The following is a 15509-nucleotide window of genomic DNA, read 5'->3' as shown; positions in this document are numbered from 1 at the left end:
ATCCTGATTTTGTTACACAATATCGGGATTTAACAGCTCACCCGGCTTCGTTCAGAGCACGCATATGCCACGCAAGACTTTGATTACTGGACAGAACCGGTTTGCCGATACGCGCGCAAATCTCGGGAATAGCCTGTTGCGTGCGAAGGTTTGTGCAACTTAGAAAAACCGCATCAACCGACGGGTCCGAGCCCAGTTTTGTGGCAGCGTCAATGACGGATTGCACCGAAATCCGAACAACTTTGGCCTCTTCTGATTCCCCGAATGTCCCAAAAACATCCATCTCCACTCCGCCTTGGGCAAAGGCCCGGCGCAGGGGAAGGTTTACCTCTTCAATATAGGGCGACAGCAGCGCGAATTTCGAAACGCCCAGGTGTCGCGCACAGGCCGTTGCCGCACGCAAAGGGTTTGTAACCTCGGCGGTCTGGCATGTTTGTTTGACAAGTTCTGCTACGCGGTCGGACCCGATAACCGAGCTTGCAGACGTGCATCCGTACCCGACAACGCGATAAGGTCGCGCACTGGGTAGCAATGCGGCGGCGGCTGGCAGCGCCTTCTCCATTTCCGCAAGGCTTTCCGTCGTCACCTCGATCCCGCTGGGAATTCGCGTCACGTAGATTGGATACTTGCGGTCCGAAAAATACGAACTGAACTCAGGCTCCAACGTTTCATCTGTCTGCAACACGATCAGACCAAGCGGGGTGGACTTGGGATCGTCTTCATCAAGGGCGTAATGGATCCGGGTCATATCTCGATCACCTCTGGCCCGATGCGTGGGCTTAGAAAACGTGGGGTGCCTTCGGTGATGACAATGTTTTCTTCATGGACAAGTATTTTTGTACCAACGGCGATGCCCGGCTCCAACGTCAAAACCATGCCGGGTTCCAGCACGGTCTGGTCTGCCGGGATAAGGGACGGCCACTCTGTCAGTGACATCCCCAACCCATGACCCAACCGCCCCGCATCTGTGCCTTCGGCCTCTTTGGTCAGAACCGTGTTCATGGCATGAAACAAATCCGAGGCAGTAGCACCGGGCCGTGCGATCTCGAGCGCGGCATCCGAGGCTTCTACCAGTCTGGCGTGCGCTGATCTCACCTCGGGCCGGGCTGGGCCGACGGACCAATTGCGATCAAAATCACAGAAGTAGCCATCCCAAACCAGACCTGTATCCAGCATAAGCACGTCGCCAGGTTCCAACGGCGCCGAAGTTGCAGGTGATATTACATCACTGTAGCCGCCCTGCTCTGCCCCGCCTGCAAGATACGGCACCCAATCGGCCCCTTCCTCAAGGCAGAGCATCTGGAACCGGCGAAAAACCATGTCCAAAGGCACTCCTGCGCGGGCAACCTCGGGAACGCGGGCGAACGCGCGTCCAGCGATATCGCAGGCTGTTTGGATCTTCGCAATTTCAGCCTCGGATTTGATCATGCGCAACCGGCGCAGGATACCCTGATCACCGGTAATGCGACGCGAACCGAGAGCGCCGCGCAAGCGTTCAATGTCCGCCATGGGCATCCGCACATGTGTCTCATGACCATCCGGCACCCCGATATTGCCCGAAACGGGCGTCAGTTCGGCCAGGACGTCGGCCAGAAGCGAGATACCGTCGTCCTGCAAGTCGGGCGCACTCCAGGTTCGGATGTCATCGATCCAGGTCTGCCCCATGAGCGCGGCCCCGATCGAAGGGATCACGGCCACCGGTTTGCCCGCGGCAGGCACGACCAGAAACCATGGCCGGGTTGGGCTTTCCCAAAATCGGGTGAGATAGCCGGTAAAGTAGCGCACATCAGTTTCTGTCGTCAGCAGCAGCGCCGATAAATCCGCGACTCGCATCAACTCCTGCGCGCGTTTGGTACGCGCCTCGAATTCTGCCTGATCGAACCCCCTCATTCCGCGATCTCCGACAGAAAGCACAAAACGCGTGAGTGTTCGTCGATCCCTATGGCTTTCCGCGCGGTTTCGTTCATCACTGCCGCAAGGCCTGCCCCGCCGGACGCCGTGGTGGCCAGCCCGGCCTTTGCCATTGCGTCAAGCTTTGCCGCCACATCGTCGTCTGACAGGGTCAGGAACAGGTCTGCGTCGCGAGCCAATCCGTTTAACGCGATCAACGATGGTTCCTTGCAGTCCAGACGCCCCATAATGCTGTCAGGGCCATCCGCGAAAACACATTTTCCGGCGGCTAAGCTGGCCTGCAACGCGGGTGCCGCTTCGGGTTCAACCACAACGATCTTCGGTGCGTCGCCCCAGATGTTTCGTGCATAGGCAGCAACGGCACCGGCCAGCCCGCCCACGCCTGCCTGCAACAGAATATGCGTCGGAACCTCGGGACACTGCCTGACAGCCTCTGCCGCCATTTGCAGATAGCCTTCCATAAGCGTCCATGGCAGGTCATAATATCCTTCCCACGAACTGTCCGACAGCAATATCCAACCGTTTTCGTCGGCAGCCATTCTCGCGGCCTCCATGCTGGCGGCATAGTCAGCACCACTTCGAACAACTTCGGCTTTTCGGCCTTTGAGACGTTCCGCAAAGGTTTCGGGCACAGTTTCAGCAATGTAAACAACAGCTTTCGCACCGAAAATTCCGGCACCCGCCGCAACACTCATGCCGTGGTTCCCGGCGCTGGCGGTCACATAGGTTGCGCCTGCCAGAGTTTGTTCACCCGGCTCACCTGTCCTCTCGGCCGCATGACGCGCAATTACATAGGCCGCCCCTAAAGCTTTGAACGAACCAAGGTTCATCCGCGCCCGCTCATCCTTCACCCAAAGCTGGGCTACAGGGGCCAGTTTCCCAACATCCACCAATGGCGTTTCTTTCGCGACAGGGCACTGAGAAAGCAAATCTTCAACACGGGCAGCATTTGTAGAAGGATACGGCGCAGACGGTGCAAGCTTTTGGCCCGCCCGATGTGGATTGGTGATGACCTGCATACTTCTCCCCTGAGTTTAGGCCCGTTGACGTGATCCCATCGGTGGAACACTGTCAACCAACGTCTGACGTCAATCAGGGACGTTGACGGTATTCGAGGCCTGTTCTGCAACCAACGCCAACAGCCAGTCGTGAAACAACCGGGCAGCCGGATTGGCAGCGTTGGACGAAAGGTAGTACCCTTCGTTGCTGTCCACCGAACATTCATGCACGCGTACGACCAGACCCGCGGCAATCGCATGGGTCGTCAGTAATTCGCTGACCAAGGCGACACCGCTACCATGAACGGCCAGTTGCAGGGCCATCCCAAATGTATCGACAAAAACACCGGGTTGGCGGCGCAAGCCCTGTTTTTCAAACCATGTGCCCCACCCACTTGATGTCCCGACAGCCTCGATCAGCGGCAGGTCAAACACGTCTCCTGAGACTGCCGGGGATTTCACAGCAACCAGCCGGTCAGGTATCAGTCGGACAGCGCCATGCCCTACCTGTTTCTTTGACCCGAACCGAACCTGAACATCAGCGTGAGACGCGTGGAAATCATCGGGCCAGATCGCACTGAGAAGCCGAACGCGTACTTCAGGATGGCGTCTGGTAAAATCTGACAGGTATGGGGCAATAACCCAATGAGCGATGCTAACAGACGTGGCGACAGTCAAGATGTCTCCGGAGGCACTGGCGTCCACGCGCCCGGCAGCCGCGGCAAGCGCTTCAAGCGCGCTGCCAACCTCGGGCAATAGTTTACGCCCCGCATCCGTCAGCGCCAAGCTTCTGGGGTGCCTCACAAAAAGAGCTGTCCCCAAACGCATTTCGAGCGATTTTACCTGCTGACTGACCGCCGATTGCGTCAACCCAATCTCTTCGGCAGCCGCCGTAAAGCTAAGCGTTCGTGCAGCCGCCTCGAAGGATCGGAACCAGGTCAGTGGTGGAAGAGATTTACCCATTTGGTCAAGCTGTCCATTAGTCTTTTTAATGGCAAAGCACATAATTCAATCATTTGTCAAAAACCCTGTCCGTTTTTAACGTTTGCGAGCGCGACAGGAGAGCTTTGATGCAACCGGAAATACGTAAGATTGTCACCTACGATGAGGAGGTCCTTGTCGAGGGCTTCCAAGCCGCCAAAACCCCATGGCGCATGTTTGCCGTGGCCGCAGTGGTTCACAACCCCTGGGCAGGACGGTTTGTGGAAGACCTTAAACCCGAGATACAAGCCTATGGCCCTGTTCTGGGTGAGATGATGACGAAACGCATGATCAAACTGGCCGGGAGTGGAGAGGCAATCGAAGCCTATGGCAAAGCCGCTGTGGTCGGGCTGAATGGTGAGGTCGAGCACGCTTCGGGCCTTATTCACACCTTGCGATTTGGTAATCACTACCGAGAGGCCGTCGGCGCGAAATCCTATCTGGCGTTCACCAACACACGTGGCCCGGCAAACGCACCGATCATGGTGCCGTTGATGGATAAAAACGATGCTGGGCGGAGGTCGCACTACCTGACAATTCAGTTCTCGATTTCTGACGCACCGCGCGATGACGAAGTTGTGGTCGTATTAGGCGCAGCAACCTCGGGCAGACCGCACCACCGTATCGGTGACCGCTATCAGGATCTTAAGGATTTGGGCCATGACCTGGACAACCCGGCCGCGGTCTGAGATCGGCGGGCTGGCGGCCATCCAGACCGGTTCGGGTCAGAATATCCTTCTGTTGCATGGTGTTGGCTTGCGGGCTGAAGCCTGGGGCGCGCAATTGGACGGGCTGGCTTCTGAAGGTTGCATGACCGCTCCGGACATGCCCGGACATGGAAACAGCCCTTTGGCTGACATGAGGTTGGGGTTGTCGGCGTACACCGAAGCGGCACGGGGTGTTCTGGACTGCCTGAGTGGTCCGGTCGTTTTGGTGGGCCACTCGATGGGGACCATGATCGCGCTGGATCTTGCCGCCAAAGCGTCAGACCGGGTATGTGGGATCGTCGCATTGAACGCGGTTTTTGAGAGAGACGCGAATGCGGCACAGACCGTGCGCGACCGTGCGGCGCAGCTGGATGGCAAGACGATCGCTGATCCCACCAGCACATTGCATCGATGGTTCGGAGACGTCGCCTCGGCCGAGCGCGATGCCTGCCGTAGTTGGCTGACGGCGATGGACCCGGCTGCGTATAAAACGGCCTATTCCGTCTTCGCCCACAGTCAGAGCCCTCAGCGCGACGCGTTGGAGAAACTAAGCTGCCCGGCGCTTTTTCTAACCGGCAGTCTTGAACCCAATTCGACCCCGGAGATGTCACGCGCCATGGCGGACACCGCAATGAACGGACGCGCGCAAATCATTGAAGGCGCTGCACATATGATGCCAATGACGCATGCACCTCAGGTCAACGCCGCCATTTCCAGCTTTCTGAGTGAGCTGCGCCAATGACCGCGCTTGATCCTCGTGACCTTCGTCGTGCTTTTGGACGGTTCATGACCGGTGTGACGGTTGTGACGACGCGCGATGACACAGGCAATCCACTCGGCTTCACGGCCAATTCCTTCACTTCGGTTTCTCTCGACCCGCCGCTGCTTTTGGTTTGTCCGGGAAAAAACCTGTCTTCTTATCACGAATTCGCAACCTGCGCCCGTTTCGCGGTGAACATTCTGGCCGAGGGGCAGGAAGATGTATCCAATACGTTTGCCGGGTTCAAAGGTGATCGATTTGCCAAAGTCGATCACTGCTTTGATACGCACGACGTCCCTTTGATCAGAGGGGCAGTCGCAACGTTTTCCTGCCGTACTCATCAGGTTGTCGAAGCCGGGGACCATTGCGTTTTGATCGGTCAGGTCGAAACGTATTCTCAGGACGATGCCCCCGGGCTTGGCTATGCGAACGGGCAGTATTTCAGCCTCGGGCTGGAACGTGGCGCGCTGGAACCATCCGGGCGAAACGTGGTCTGCGGCGCAATCATCGAACAGGACGGGCACGTCTTGCTGGAGAGAACAGAAGCCGGTTTCCGTCCGCCGCAAGTCACGCTGTCAGATCTGCAAGATTTGCGAAACAGCCTTGTGCAAGACCTGACGGCTAAAGGTGTCGATGCACGCCTTGGGGTTGCGTATTCCGTCTATGACGATGCCAACACGCATCATGTTTACATTCTTGCGTCTGCGCCGTCCCTGCCCCGGCATGGCACGCTTCAGGAGATCGCAATCAAAGAACTGGCGACCCTGCCATACGCGTCAGCACCCATCGCCACAATGATGGCTCGTTTTGCGCTGGAAAGCCGAACCCGCAATTTCTCGCTTTATCTGGGTGACGCCCAGCGGGGCGATGTGCACAGCCTGTCGGAAAGGACCTGAAGAATGGAGTTTTCCCTTTTTGCCCATATGGAACGGCTGGGCCCCGAAGAGCCGCATGAGAAATTGTATGAAGAGTTCATCGAGCTGTGCAAGATGGCTGATCAGGCAGGGATGCGTGCGGTCTGGACTGGTGAACATCACGGGATGGATTTCACTATCGCACCCAACCCGCTGATGTCGCTGGTGGACATCGCGCATCATACCAAAAACGTGCGCCTTGGCACCGGCACTGTGATCGCGCCGTTCTGGCACCCGATCAAACTGGCGGGCGAGACAGCCGCAGCGGATCTCATGACCGGCGGCCGGATCGAGCTGGGCATAGCGCGCGGTGCCTACTCTTATGAATACGAGCGGCTTATGCCCGGTCTGGACGCATGGACCGCTGGTCAGCGAATGCGAGAGATCGCTCCTCTGCTGCCCAAATTGTGGGAAGGCGACTGCGCGCATAACGGAGAGTTCTTTCAGTTTCCCGCCACCAGTTCGGCCCCAAAGCCGGTTCAACCTGGCGGCCCGCCCATCTGGATTGCCGCGCGGGATCCGAACAGCCACGAGTTCGGCGTTCAGAACGGATTCAACATTCAGGTCACCCCGCTCTGGCAAGGCATCGAAGAAATCGAAACACTGATGACCCGTTTTGAGACCGCCTGCGCCAATCACGATGGAGCGCGCCCCAAGATCATGCTGCTTCACCACACCTATGTCGGGAGCGATGACGCTGAACTGGATCAGGCATCGCGGGATTTGTCCCGGTTTTACAACTATTTCGGCGCGTGGTTCCAAAACAAGCGACCAGTCCGACAGGGATTGATTCAGGCGCTAACCGAAGAAGAAATGGCAGCCAACGCAATGATGGCACCCGAAAATCTGGCGCGCGATCTGACAATCGGCACGGCGGACGGGGTAACAGAACGTCTGAAACGCTATGAAGACCTTGGATATGATGAATACTCGTTTTGGATCGACAGCGGCATGAGCTTCGAACGCAAACGCGCTTCGCTTGCCCGTTTCATCGACGATGTAATGCCAAAGTTTCAGTGAGGGGCCGCAATGCACCAGAAGCCACATTACCAGCTATTTATCGACGGCGCTTGGACCGAAGGGGCACGTGGGCAAGTGATGGCCTCGTTGAATCCGGCAACGGGCGAGGAATGGGCCAGTTTCGCCTGTGCCGCAGCCGAAGACGTAGAGCGCGCCGTTTCTGCAGCGCGCCGGTCACTTGATGATCCGGCGTGGCGGGACATGACGCAAACTGCACGTGGCAAACTGTTGTTCCGGCTTGCAGAACTGATCGAACAGAACGCAGGACGCCTTGGCGAGATCGAGACGAAGGACAGTGGTAAGCTACTGGCGGAAACCGCGACCCAAACGGCATATGTCGGCGATTACTACCGCTACTATGCGGGGTTGGCGGACAAAATCGAAGGCGCGGTCCTGCCGATCGACAAACCGGACATGCATGTCTTTACGCGGCGCGAGCCCATTGGCGTGGTGGTCGCAATTGTCCCCTGGAACGCGCAGATGTTTCTGACGGCTACCAAGCTTGGGCCAGCTCTGGCCGCGGGGTGCTCGGTTGTGCTGAAGGCATCAGAGATTGCGCCCGCCCCAATGCTGGAGTTCGCCCGCTTGATCGACAAAGCGGGATTCCCACCCGGCGTCGTTTCCGTCATTACCGGGGACGCAGAAAACTGTGCGATCCCTCTAACCCGGCATCCTGACGTGGACCGGATCGCGTTCACTGGCGGCCCGGAAACGGCGCGCCATGTGGTGCGCAACTCGGCTGAGAACTTTGCCGTAACCACGTTGGAATTGGGTGGAAAATCCCCGATCATAGTATTCGATGATGCCAATCTGGATGGTGCGGCCAACGGACTGATCGCGGGCAATTTCGGCGCCTCAGGTCAAAGCTGCGTCGCAGGATCGCGCGGGCTGATCCATCGTCCTCTTATGGAATCTCTTATCGCCAAAATCGAAGAAAAGATGACGGGTATAGTCATCGGCGATCCATTGGAACCTGAAACCCATATTGGCCCGCTGTGCACCAATGCCCAGATTGTCAGAATTCAGGCGACACTGGCCAAGGCCAGGGAACAGGGTGCCCGTATTCGTTTCGGGGGCGCGCCACTGGATCGGTCAGGTCATTTCATGGCCCCAACGCTGGTGGAATGCGCCAGTGCCGAGACAGAGACTCTGAAAGTGGAAATGTTCGGCCCCGTCATGTCATTGCTGCCCTTCGACACCGAGGAAGAGGCAATCACACTGGCCAATGACACACCGTTCGGGCTTGGCTCGGGTATCTTCACCGAAAATGTCGCCCGTGCTCACCGTGTTTCATCCCGCCTGAAATCGGGCATCTGCTGGATCAACACCTACCGCGCGGTCTCACCCATCGCGCCCTTTGGCGGCTTCAATCAATCCGGTTATGGCAGGGAAGCGGGAATAGAGGCCATTCACGATTACACGCGGACCAAGACCGTTTGGCTGAATACATCGGACAAACCGATGTCGAACCCCTTTGTTATGCGCTGAGGTGATCTGCACCACGATCAGCATAACCCAAGGGGCGCTTATCTGAATGCGGCGGCTCCTGTTACTCTGCCGCCGTTCTCACCCTCTCCGGCGCGGTCAACCGCTGCCAAGCGTCGTACTGGGCCAGAAAGATCTGCCCGTTGAGGTCGTCGAGGAAATGCGATTGTTTCAAGCGGTCCATGACGGGGCCTTTGACTTCGGACAGGTGCAGACCAACGCCCATGTCACGCAGGCGGTGGTTGATGGCCTCAAGGCTTTCGAGGGCCGAAAAGTCGACTTCGTTCACCGCTGAGAACATCAAAACCACGTTGCGGATTTCGCAGCCCTCGGTCACACGCGCCTGAATCAGGTCTTCGAGGAAACGGGCGTTCACGAAATACAGGCTTTCATCCACCCGCAGCGTCACCAGTGACGGCTCGGTGTCGACCTTGTGGCGATTGATGTTGCGGAAGTGTTGCGTACCCGGCACAAGCCCGACCTCGGCCACATGTGGGCGCGAGGTTTTGTAGAGATGCAGAAGGATCGAAATTGCCACGCCGCTGGCCACGCCGGTTTCGACCCCGGCCAACAAAGTCAGGACGATGGTGGCGGCCACCGCTGTAAAATCGGCGCGCGAATATCCCCAGGTCTTTTTCAGGATTGACAGGTCCACAAGGCTCAGCACCGCAACAATGATCGTCGCGGCCAGCGTGGCCTTGGGCAAAAAGTACACCAGCGGTGTCAGGAACAGTGCGGCGATCGCCAGACCACCAGCGGTATAGATGCCTGCCGCCGGGGTTTCCGCCCCCGCATCGAAGTTCACGACCGAGCGTGAGAACCCGCCGGTGACCGGAAAGCCGCCGGTAAATGCCGCGCCCAGGTTGGCTGCGCCCAGACCGATCAACTCCTGATCGGGGTCCACGCGCTGGCGTTTCTTGGCAGCCAGCGTCTGCGCAACCGAGATGCTTTCGACGAAACCGATGATCGAGATCAGAATCGCTGGCACCAGCAATGCACCGATGAGGTCCGGGGACAGCCCCGGCAAAGTCAGCGGCGGCAGGTTCTGAGGCACTTCGCCGACGATCTTGACGCCCTGCGCATCCAGCCCGAAGCCCCAGACGACAACCGTGGTCACCACCACGGCGGCAACTGGTCCGGCCTTGGTCAGCACGTCAGCCAACAGGGGGGGTACCCCCATGCGCCGCAACGCTGGCTTGAGGTTCTTGCGCACCCAGAACAGGAACGCAGTGGCCAGCACGCCGATGATTACCGTCAGCCAATTGGTTTGCCCGAAGTTTTCGAAGATTGAGTCCAGCATCCCTGGCAGGGTATGCCCATGGGCGCTGACACCCAGAATGTGCTTTAACTGGCTGGTCGCGATCAGGATGCCCGATGCGGTAATGAAACCTGCGATGACAGGATGGCTGAGGAAATTGGCCAGAAAGCCCAGTCGAAAAACGCCCAGCAGCACCAGAAACCCACCCGACAGGAAAGCCAGCGTCAGTGCCGCCACCATGTATCCGGCCGTGCCCTGCTCGGCCACCTGCCCCACAGCGCTGGCTGTCAGCAGTGACACTACCGCGACAGGCCCCACCGCCAACGCCCGACTGGTGCCAAAAACAGCATAAAGGATGATCGGCAATATCGAAGCATAGATCCCGGCCTCGGGCGGCAGCCCTGCCAGCAGGGCATAGGCCAAGGACTGTGGGATCAGCATGATCGTGACGATTACTGCCGCGATCAGATCATTCGACAGCGACGCACGGCTATACTGGCGACCCCAGTCCAGAATTGGAAGGAAACGTAAAAGGCTCTGCATAGGTTCACGTCCTGAAAAGCGGCGGCCCGTTGCACATTTGGCGGAGGCGGGACAGGCCAGAACTGACACCGGTTCTTCCGGTGTCAGTTTCGAAAGGAGTTAATCGGTCGCCACCTTCAGTGGTTCGGGCTTGGCCAACCACTCTTTGCCCTTCAGCATCGCGGACCAGTAAATCGGTGGCAGCAGCTTCTCTTTCAACAGCCACGCCAACCGGCTGGGTTGGGTTCCGTCGATCAGGAGTTTCGGGAAGCTGGGTGTCATCACCCCACCATAGGCAAACTCGGCCAGAACGATCTTGCCGCGCTCGACCGTCAACGGGCACGAACCGTAGCCGTCATAGGCGGCAACTGGGCCGCGGCCCTGAATGTCTGCCACGATATTATCGGCCACGGTCGGTGCCTGTTTACGCGCCGCCGCAGCGGTTTTGGCGTTGGGCGCGTTCATCACGTCACCCAGCGACCAGATATTGTCGAAACTCTTGTGGCGCAGTGTCGCCTGATCAACATCGACCCAGCCCGCAGCATCCGCCAGCGGCGACACGCGAATAAAGTCCGGCGCGACCTGTGGTGGGCAGACATGCATCATGTCAAACTCGACTGTGACCAACTTGGGCTCGGTGTCGGGCACTGCGACCTTAAAGGTCGCTTTTTTTGCCGTCCCATCTACCGACACCAGATTGTGAAAGAAATTCAACGAGGCGTCGTATTTTGTGACATATTCCATTAGCGCCGGGACATAGTCCTTGACCCCGAACAGCACGCCGCCCGCGTTCATGAACTGGATGTCGATATCCTTCAGAACGCCTCGCCGGAACCACGCATCGCCCGACAGGTACAACGCTTTTTGTGGCGCACCCGCGCATTTGATCGGCATTGGCGGCTGTGTGAACAGCGCCCGGCCTTCCTTAAGCCCTTCGACAAGCTGCCATGTGTAGGGCGCCAGATCATAACGGTAGTTCGAAGTCACCCCGTTGCGGCCCAAGGTTTCTTCCAGCCCTTCGACCGCGCCCCAGTCCAGCTTGAGCCCCGGAGATACGACAAGACGGTCGTATTTCACCACGCGACAGCCATCCAGAATTACGGCATTGTTCTGCGGCTCGAAGGCCGCAACTGCCGCCTTGATCCACTTCACCCCGCGCGGGATCAGCGACCCCATCGTCTTGGCGGTCTGTTCTGCTGAGAAGACACCCCCGCCCACCAAAGTCCAGCCGGGCTGATAATAATGTACGTCAGACGGATCAATTATGGCAATGGACAGGTCGGATTTGCGCGCGTGCAGGCTGGCCGCAGTGGCGATACCGCCTGCCCCACCGCCCACGATAACCACGTCGAAGGATGCGTCGCCCGTGTCGGTCGGCGTTTTCCCACCATTGGCAATGCGGCGGGCAACGCCGCTCATGTCATAACCGGCTACCTTTGTGGCTGACAGAATCTCGGACACCGGACGCTTGTGCGCCGCCTCGTTCAGCGACCACAAAGTGGCCGAGCGCGTGCCGGTCCGGCAATAGGCCAGAACCGGACCCGGCAACTCGGTCAGCGCGCGGCCAAAGGCATCGGCGTCTTCGTCCCTGACGATCCCGGTTTGCACTGGAACATAGCGTACCTCGAGACCCAGTTTCTCTGCTGCTACCTCGATCTCCTCGAATGTCGGCTGATCGGCACCTTCGCCATCGGGGCGGTTGCAAATGATGGCACGAAAGCCCGCGCCTTTTATGGCCTCTATGTCACCTGGCGTAACCTGCGGCGACACCGAAACTGCGCCTGATATCTTTCTGATGTCCATGGGTGCCTCTTGCGTTCAGAGCTTGTTGACTGGGACTTTGAGCATCTGGTTCCCATCCTGGTCCGTTGGAATGCCGCCCGCCCGGATGTTGACCTGAATAGAGGGTACGATCAGCGTCGGCATCGCCAGCGTCGCGTCGCGCTCGGACCGCATCTTGATGAACTCGTCCCTAGTCTTGCCACCGCCCACGTGAATGTTGTGGGCCTTCTCCTCGGCCACCGTGGTTTCCCACTGGATGTCTCGCCCGTTGGGACCATAATCGTGACACATGAACAGCCGGGTTTCGTCCGGCAGGCTGAGCACCTTGTGGATCGAGTCAAATAATGTCCCCGCGTCGCCACCGGGGAAATCGGCCCGCGCGGAGCCACCGTCAGGCATGAACAACGTGTCGCCCACAAAGGCTGCATCCCCGACAACATGTACCATGCAGGCGGGTGTGTGGCCCGGTGTATGCATGGTAAAGGCGGTCATGTTGCCGATCTTATAGGTCATGCCATCGACGAACAGGGCATCAAACTGGCTGCCATCCCGCTGAAATTCGGTGCCTTCATTGAAGATTTTGCCAAACACGTCTTGCACGATCTTGATGTTTTCACCGATGCCGATCTTACCGCCCAGCTTTTGCTGAATGTAAGGCGCGGCTGACAGGTGGTCGGCATGGGCGTGGGTCTCAATGATCCATTCCAGCTTGAGCCCCCTCTTTTCAACCTCGGCAATCAGCATGTCGGCATGGCCAAACGTAATGCGGCCAGCGGCATAATCGATGTCCATGACACTGTCGATAATCGCACAGGCATTCGAGGTCGGATCTGCAACGATATAACTGATTGTCGCGGTCGCCTCGTCGTAAAAACCCTGGACATCGGGCTTCACGCTCAGATCCACCGGGTAGCTGTCAATCGGCGTCGCTATCGCGTCGGCCATCTTTTGGTTGTGTCTCTCGATAGACTTCTGATCATTCATGATCTTGCCTCCTAACTGGCGCGGATCCGTTACCCGTTTCCGCCGCGTGTCATCATCATTTCGTGGACGGCGTCCATGCCGCGATCCGCCATCGCGCTCACTTCGGCCGCATGGATATGCATGGCTTTGGCTATTTCCGGATCGTCGGATGTTTGCACCACTACGATTCCTTCGGATGTCACTTCGATGTCTGAGGTGATCTTGTCGCCATGGTCAAAAAATATGTCGAGGGTCGGACTCTGAATAATGATCATTGGATCATCCTTGCGGCCCACCCGATCGATCATCCCGGCAACATGGGAGATCAGAGCATCCATGACATCCGGGTCGGAAGATCGTGTGACAGTGCGAATACCGTTAGGAAGGTTTTCAACCTCGCGTGTGATCGTATCGAAATTGCGGAACATCACAGCCAGCTCGGCGCTTTCATCGGGCGTCGCGTTCTCGCCCCGCAGCCCCGGCATGTTGACCTCGTCGTGGCCTTGCCCATCTGCACCGTGACGATGCTCTGCCCGTTCACCGGCCATGCCCTGGCGATGCCCGGGCCCGGACATCAGAAAGATGTAACTGCCAGCCGCGCCGACCAAAGCAGCAACTAGCAGCGCAATGGCAATGCCGCCGAACGTCCGGGCGGGTTTGCGCTCATTCATCTTCGTCTCCTCCGTTTCTGCCAGCCCATATCCGGCCTTCACGTCAGACCTGCAATCACCTTGGCGGCATGAAAAGTTGAGGAGTAAATATAACTTTGAAATCCTGACTTCAGTGACAAAGTCACGAAACCGGAAAATTTCCTGAAATGGTCAGGTGCTTTGCGCCAAGCGTTCCAATGCCGCCTTGTCGGTTATCGTAATGCGCCCCCGCGATTGGGTAATCATCTCGCGCTTTTGAAAGTCCTGCAAAATCCGCGAGACAACTTCACGCGCGGTGCCCAGTTCGCTGGCAAGTTGCTGATGCGTTGCCTGAATGTCTTCCCGTCCCCCGGCCAGAACCAGAAGACGTTCAGCCAGGCGAATATCCAGGTGCCCGAATGCCACGTCATCGACCACCCGCAACAGATCAATCAGCCGACGCGAGTAGGCCTCGAATACAAACTCGCGAAATGCGTCTTCCTCCGAGACCAGACGATCGAAGGCATGTTTCGGCAAGGTCACCGCCGTTACGTCGGTTTCGGCAATTCCTTCAGCGTTATATGCTTCTTCTGCCAGCATACAGGCCGTCGTCAGTACACAGCCTTCCCCCGCCTCGACCCGATAGAGCACGATCTCACGGCCCGAATCCGAACTTTGAGAAACGCGAATCCGTCCGTCATACAAGAACAACAGGCTGTCGGGGACGTTGTCTGGTCCGAAAACCTGGCCACCTTTAGGACACCGCACGATACGGGCCGCCGTACGCAACCTATCCCGCACAGCTTTCGGAAGGCGACATGTCCCGTGAAATCGCTCAGTCCAGTCCAAAATTGTCATCTTGCGTTGCGCATGGGTGCCACGATGCCCTCCTCAATCGGCGCGATACGGTTCAACAACTCGTTTCTGTTTGAGGCGATGTCAGCCAGCGTCAGATCATCAAGCACAGCCATGAATGCCCGTGTTGCCTTTTGGATCGCTTGAGACAGTTTACATATCCCGATCAAAGGGCAGGTGTTTTTTTCAGGGTTAAAGCATTCGACCACATCCAGGGGCCCTTCAGTCAGGCGAATTACATCGCCGATTTTGATCTGTTCCGCCGGTTTCGCCAACCGGAAACCGCCGCCTCTGCCGCGTGCTGTTTCCAGATACCCGGCCCGACCCATCTCGTGCACGATTTTTACGATATGCGGCCGGGCAAGGCCATGCACCCGCACGACATCGTCAACGCGAATGCGATCTGGGGCCTTGAGCGCGGCCAGCTGCAAAGACCGCAGCGCATAGTTGGAATAGGATGTCAGTTTCATGCGTGCCTCCGGCAAAAGCTGTAGGCGCAATATAACTTATTTGCAATTTCTGTGTGTTTTCACGGACCATGTGTTTTGCAGAGGGTGAAGTCAGGCCAACATACCCGAACTTCACGTGGACTGAGTGAATGACTGGGACCCCGCGTGCATCGCGTCATCTTTGCTCGGGAAGCTGTCGGCATCTGACCGGAACGGCAGTTCAATTCTCTGCAAAAACCGCTGAACAAAGACGGTATGAGTGGCGGTGCTGTCAG

Annotated in this window: 15 protein-coding genes; 5 read left to right on the top strand and 10 right to left on the bottom strand. The window is 57.9% G+C overall.

Features of this window, described 5'->3' with window-relative positions:
• Window positions 1-37: 37 nt before the first annotated feature.
• The 4 genes from ACR0AD_RS01660 to ACR0AD_RS01645 all read right to left on the bottom strand — a co-directional run bounded on the left by ACR0AD_RS01660 (window position 38) and on the right by ACR0AD_RS01645 (window position 3872).
• Window positions 38-748, bottom strand: coding sequence for a maleate cis-trans isomerase family protein (locus tag ACR0AD_RS01660; RefSeq protein ID WP_480486136.1), 711 nt, complete (start codon window positions 746-748; stop codon window positions 38-40).
• Window positions 745-1890 carry a M24 family metallopeptidase gene (locus tag ACR0AD_RS01655; RefSeq protein WP_480486138.1) on the bottom strand — a complete coding sequence of 382 codons (1146 nt, stop codon included), beginning with the start codon at window positions 1888-1890 and terminating at the stop codon, window positions 745-747. Before ACR0AD_RS01655 ends, ACR0AD_RS01660 begins: the two co-directional genes overlap by 4 nt.
• Complete coding sequence (locus ACR0AD_RS01650) at window positions 1887-2930, bottom strand: pyridoxal-phosphate dependent enzyme (RefSeq protein ID WP_480486139.1); 1044 nt, start codon at window positions 2928-2930, stop codon at window positions 1887-1889. The genes ACR0AD_RS01655 and ACR0AD_RS01650 overlap by 4 nt, the downstream gene beginning before the upstream one ends.
• Window positions 2931-2999: 69 nt before the next feature.
• Window positions 3000-3872: a LysR family transcriptional regulator gene (locus ACR0AD_RS01645; RefSeq protein WP_480486141.1), complete on the bottom strand. Its 873-nt coding sequence runs from the start codon at window positions 3870-3872 to the stop codon at window positions 3000-3002.
• Between the two features lie 107 nt (window positions 3873-3979).
• On the opposite strand from ACR0AD_RS01645, the gene ACR0AD_RS01640 reads away from it, so the two are divergent.
• Genes ACR0AD_RS01640 through ACR0AD_RS01620 form a run of 5 tightly spaced genes read left to right on the top strand, consistent with a single transcriptional unit; the run spans window position 3980 to window position 8779 of the window.
• A complete protein-coding gene (locus tag ACR0AD_RS01640) occupies window positions 3980-4579 on the top strand; it encodes an amino acid synthesis family protein (protein ID WP_480481716.1) in 600 nt (199 codons plus the stop codon).
• On the top strand, window positions 4551-5339 hold the full coding sequence (locus ACR0AD_RS01635; RefSeq protein ID WP_480481718.1) for an alpha/beta fold hydrolase: 789 nt from the start codon (window positions 4551-4553) through the stop codon (window positions 5337-5339). Before ACR0AD_RS01640 ends, ACR0AD_RS01635 begins: the two co-directional genes overlap by 29 nt.
• Window positions 5336-6253 (top strand): flavin reductase family protein, encoded by a 918-nt coding sequence (locus ACR0AD_RS01630; protein WP_480486142.1) that lies wholly within the window; start codon window positions 5336-5338, stop codon window positions 6251-6253. Before ACR0AD_RS01635 ends, ACR0AD_RS01630 begins: the two co-directional genes overlap by 4 nt.
• 3 nt (window positions 6254-6256) lie before the next feature.
• A complete protein-coding gene (locus ACR0AD_RS01625) occupies window positions 6257-7291 on the top strand; it encodes an LLM class flavin-dependent oxidoreductase (RefSeq protein ID WP_480486144.1) in 1035 nt (344 codons plus the stop codon).
• A 9-nt stretch (window positions 7292-7300) separates the two neighbouring features.
• The gene (locus tag ACR0AD_RS01620; protein WP_480486146.1) at window positions 7301-8779 is read left to right on the top strand and encodes an aldehyde dehydrogenase; all 1479 of its coding nucleotides are present in this window, start codon (window positions 7301-7303) and stop codon (window positions 8777-8779) included.
• Between the two features lie 61 nt (window positions 8780-8840).
• Here the strand turns inward: ACR0AD_RS01620 and ACR0AD_RS01615 are convergent, their stop codons facing one another.
• From ACR0AD_RS01615 to ACR0AD_RS01590, 6 genes are all read right to left on the bottom strand, one after another.
• Window positions 8841-10577: a SulP family inorganic anion transporter gene (locus ACR0AD_RS01615; protein WP_480486148.1), complete on the bottom strand. Its 1737-nt coding sequence runs from the start codon at window positions 10575-10577 to the stop codon at window positions 8841-8843.
• 99 nt (window positions 10578-10676) lie between these two features.
• The gene (locus ACR0AD_RS01610) at window positions 10677-12359 is read right to left on the bottom strand and encodes a bifunctional protein tyrosine phosphatase family protein/NAD(P)/FAD-dependent oxidoreductase (RefSeq protein WP_480486149.1); all 1683 of its coding nucleotides are present in this window, start codon (window positions 12357-12359) and stop codon (window positions 10677-10679) included.
• 15 nt (window positions 12360-12374) lie between these two features.
• Complete coding sequence (locus ACR0AD_RS01605) at window positions 12375-13259, bottom strand: MBL fold metallo-hydrolase (protein WP_480486479.1); 885 nt, start codon at window positions 13257-13259, stop codon at window positions 12375-12377.
• Between the two features lie 92 nt (window positions 13260-13351).
• On the bottom strand, window positions 13352-13972 hold the full coding sequence (locus tag ACR0AD_RS01600; protein ID WP_480486151.1) for a hypothetical protein: 621 nt from the start codon (window positions 13970-13972) through the stop codon (window positions 13352-13354).
• A gap of 150 nt (window positions 13973-14122) precedes the next feature.
• A complete protein-coding gene (locus ACR0AD_RS01595) occupies window positions 14123-14788 on the bottom strand; it encodes a Crp/Fnr family transcriptional regulator (protein WP_480486152.1) in 666 nt (221 codons plus the stop codon).
• Complete coding sequence (locus tag ACR0AD_RS01590; RefSeq protein ID WP_480486154.1) at window positions 14785-15255, bottom strand: Rrf2 family transcriptional regulator; 471 nt, start codon at window positions 15253-15255, stop codon at window positions 14785-14787. The genes ACR0AD_RS01595 and ACR0AD_RS01590 overlap by 4 nt, the downstream gene beginning before the upstream one ends.
• Window positions 15256-15509 lie beyond the last annotated feature (254 nt).

The organism is Ruegeria sp. BH8 (assembly GCF_056538065.1).
The sequence above is the reverse complement of the archived record's forward strand: the minus strand, read 5'-3'. Positions and strand labels throughout refer to the sequence as shown.

What these genes read in the sequence shown, in the direction of transcription:
- ACR0AD_RS01655 (WP_480486138.1), bottom strand. Translation starts at nt 1,890, where the DNA reads ATGAGGGGGTTCGATCAGGCAGAATTCGAGGCGCGTACCAAACGCGCG.
- ACR0AD_RS01635 (WP_480481718.1), top strand. Translation starts at nt 4,551, where the DNA reads ATGACCTGGACAACCCGGCCGCGGTCTGAGATCGGCGGGCTGGCGGCC.
- ACR0AD_RS01620 (WP_480486146.1), top strand. Translation starts at nt 7,301, where the DNA reads ATGCACCAGAAGCCACATTACCAGCTATTTATCGACGGCGCTTGGACC.
- ACR0AD_RS01595 (WP_480486152.1), bottom strand. Translation starts at nt 14,788, where the DNA reads ATGACAATTTTGGACTGGACTGAGCGATTTCACGGGACATGTCGCCTT.
- ACR0AD_RS01660 (WP_480486136.1), bottom strand. Translation starts at nt 748, where the DNA reads ATGACCCGGATCCATTACGCCCTTGATGAAGACGATCCCAAGTCCACC.
- ACR0AD_RS01640 (WP_480481716.1), top strand. Translation starts at nt 3,980, where the DNA reads ATGCAACCGGAAATACGTAAGATTGTCACCTACGATGAGGAGGTCCTT.
- ACR0AD_RS01630 (WP_480486142.1), top strand. Translation starts at nt 5,336, where the DNA reads ATGACCGCGCTTGATCCTCGTGACCTTCGTCGTGCTTTTGGACGGTTC.
- ACR0AD_RS01625 (WP_480486144.1), top strand. Translation starts at nt 6,257, where the DNA reads ATGGAGTTTTCCCTTTTTGCCCATATGGAACGGCTGGGCCCCGAAGAG.
- ACR0AD_RS01600 (WP_480486151.1), bottom strand. Translation starts at nt 13,972, where the DNA reads ATGAATGAGCGCAAACCCGCCCGGACGTTCGGCGGCATTGCCATTGCG.
- ACR0AD_RS01610 (WP_480486149.1), bottom strand. Translation starts at nt 12,359, where the DNA reads ATGGACATCAGAAAGATATCAGGCGCAGTTTCGGTGTCGCCGCAGGTT.
- ACR0AD_RS01650 (WP_480486139.1), bottom strand. Translation starts at nt 2,930, where the DNA reads ATGCAGGTCATCACCAATCCACATCGGGCGGGCCAAAAGCTTGCACCG.
- ACR0AD_RS01590 (WP_480486154.1), bottom strand. Translation starts at nt 15,255, where the DNA reads ATGAAACTGACATCCTATTCCAACTATGCGCTGCGGTCTTTGCAGCTG.
- ACR0AD_RS01615 (WP_480486148.1), bottom strand. Translation starts at nt 10,577, where the DNA reads ATGCAGAGCCTTTTACGTTTCCTTCCAATTCTGGACTGGGGTCGCCAG.
- ACR0AD_RS01645 (WP_480486141.1), bottom strand. Translation starts at nt 3,872, where the DNA reads ATGGGTAAATCTCTTCCACCACTGACCTGGTTCCGATCCTTCGAGGCG.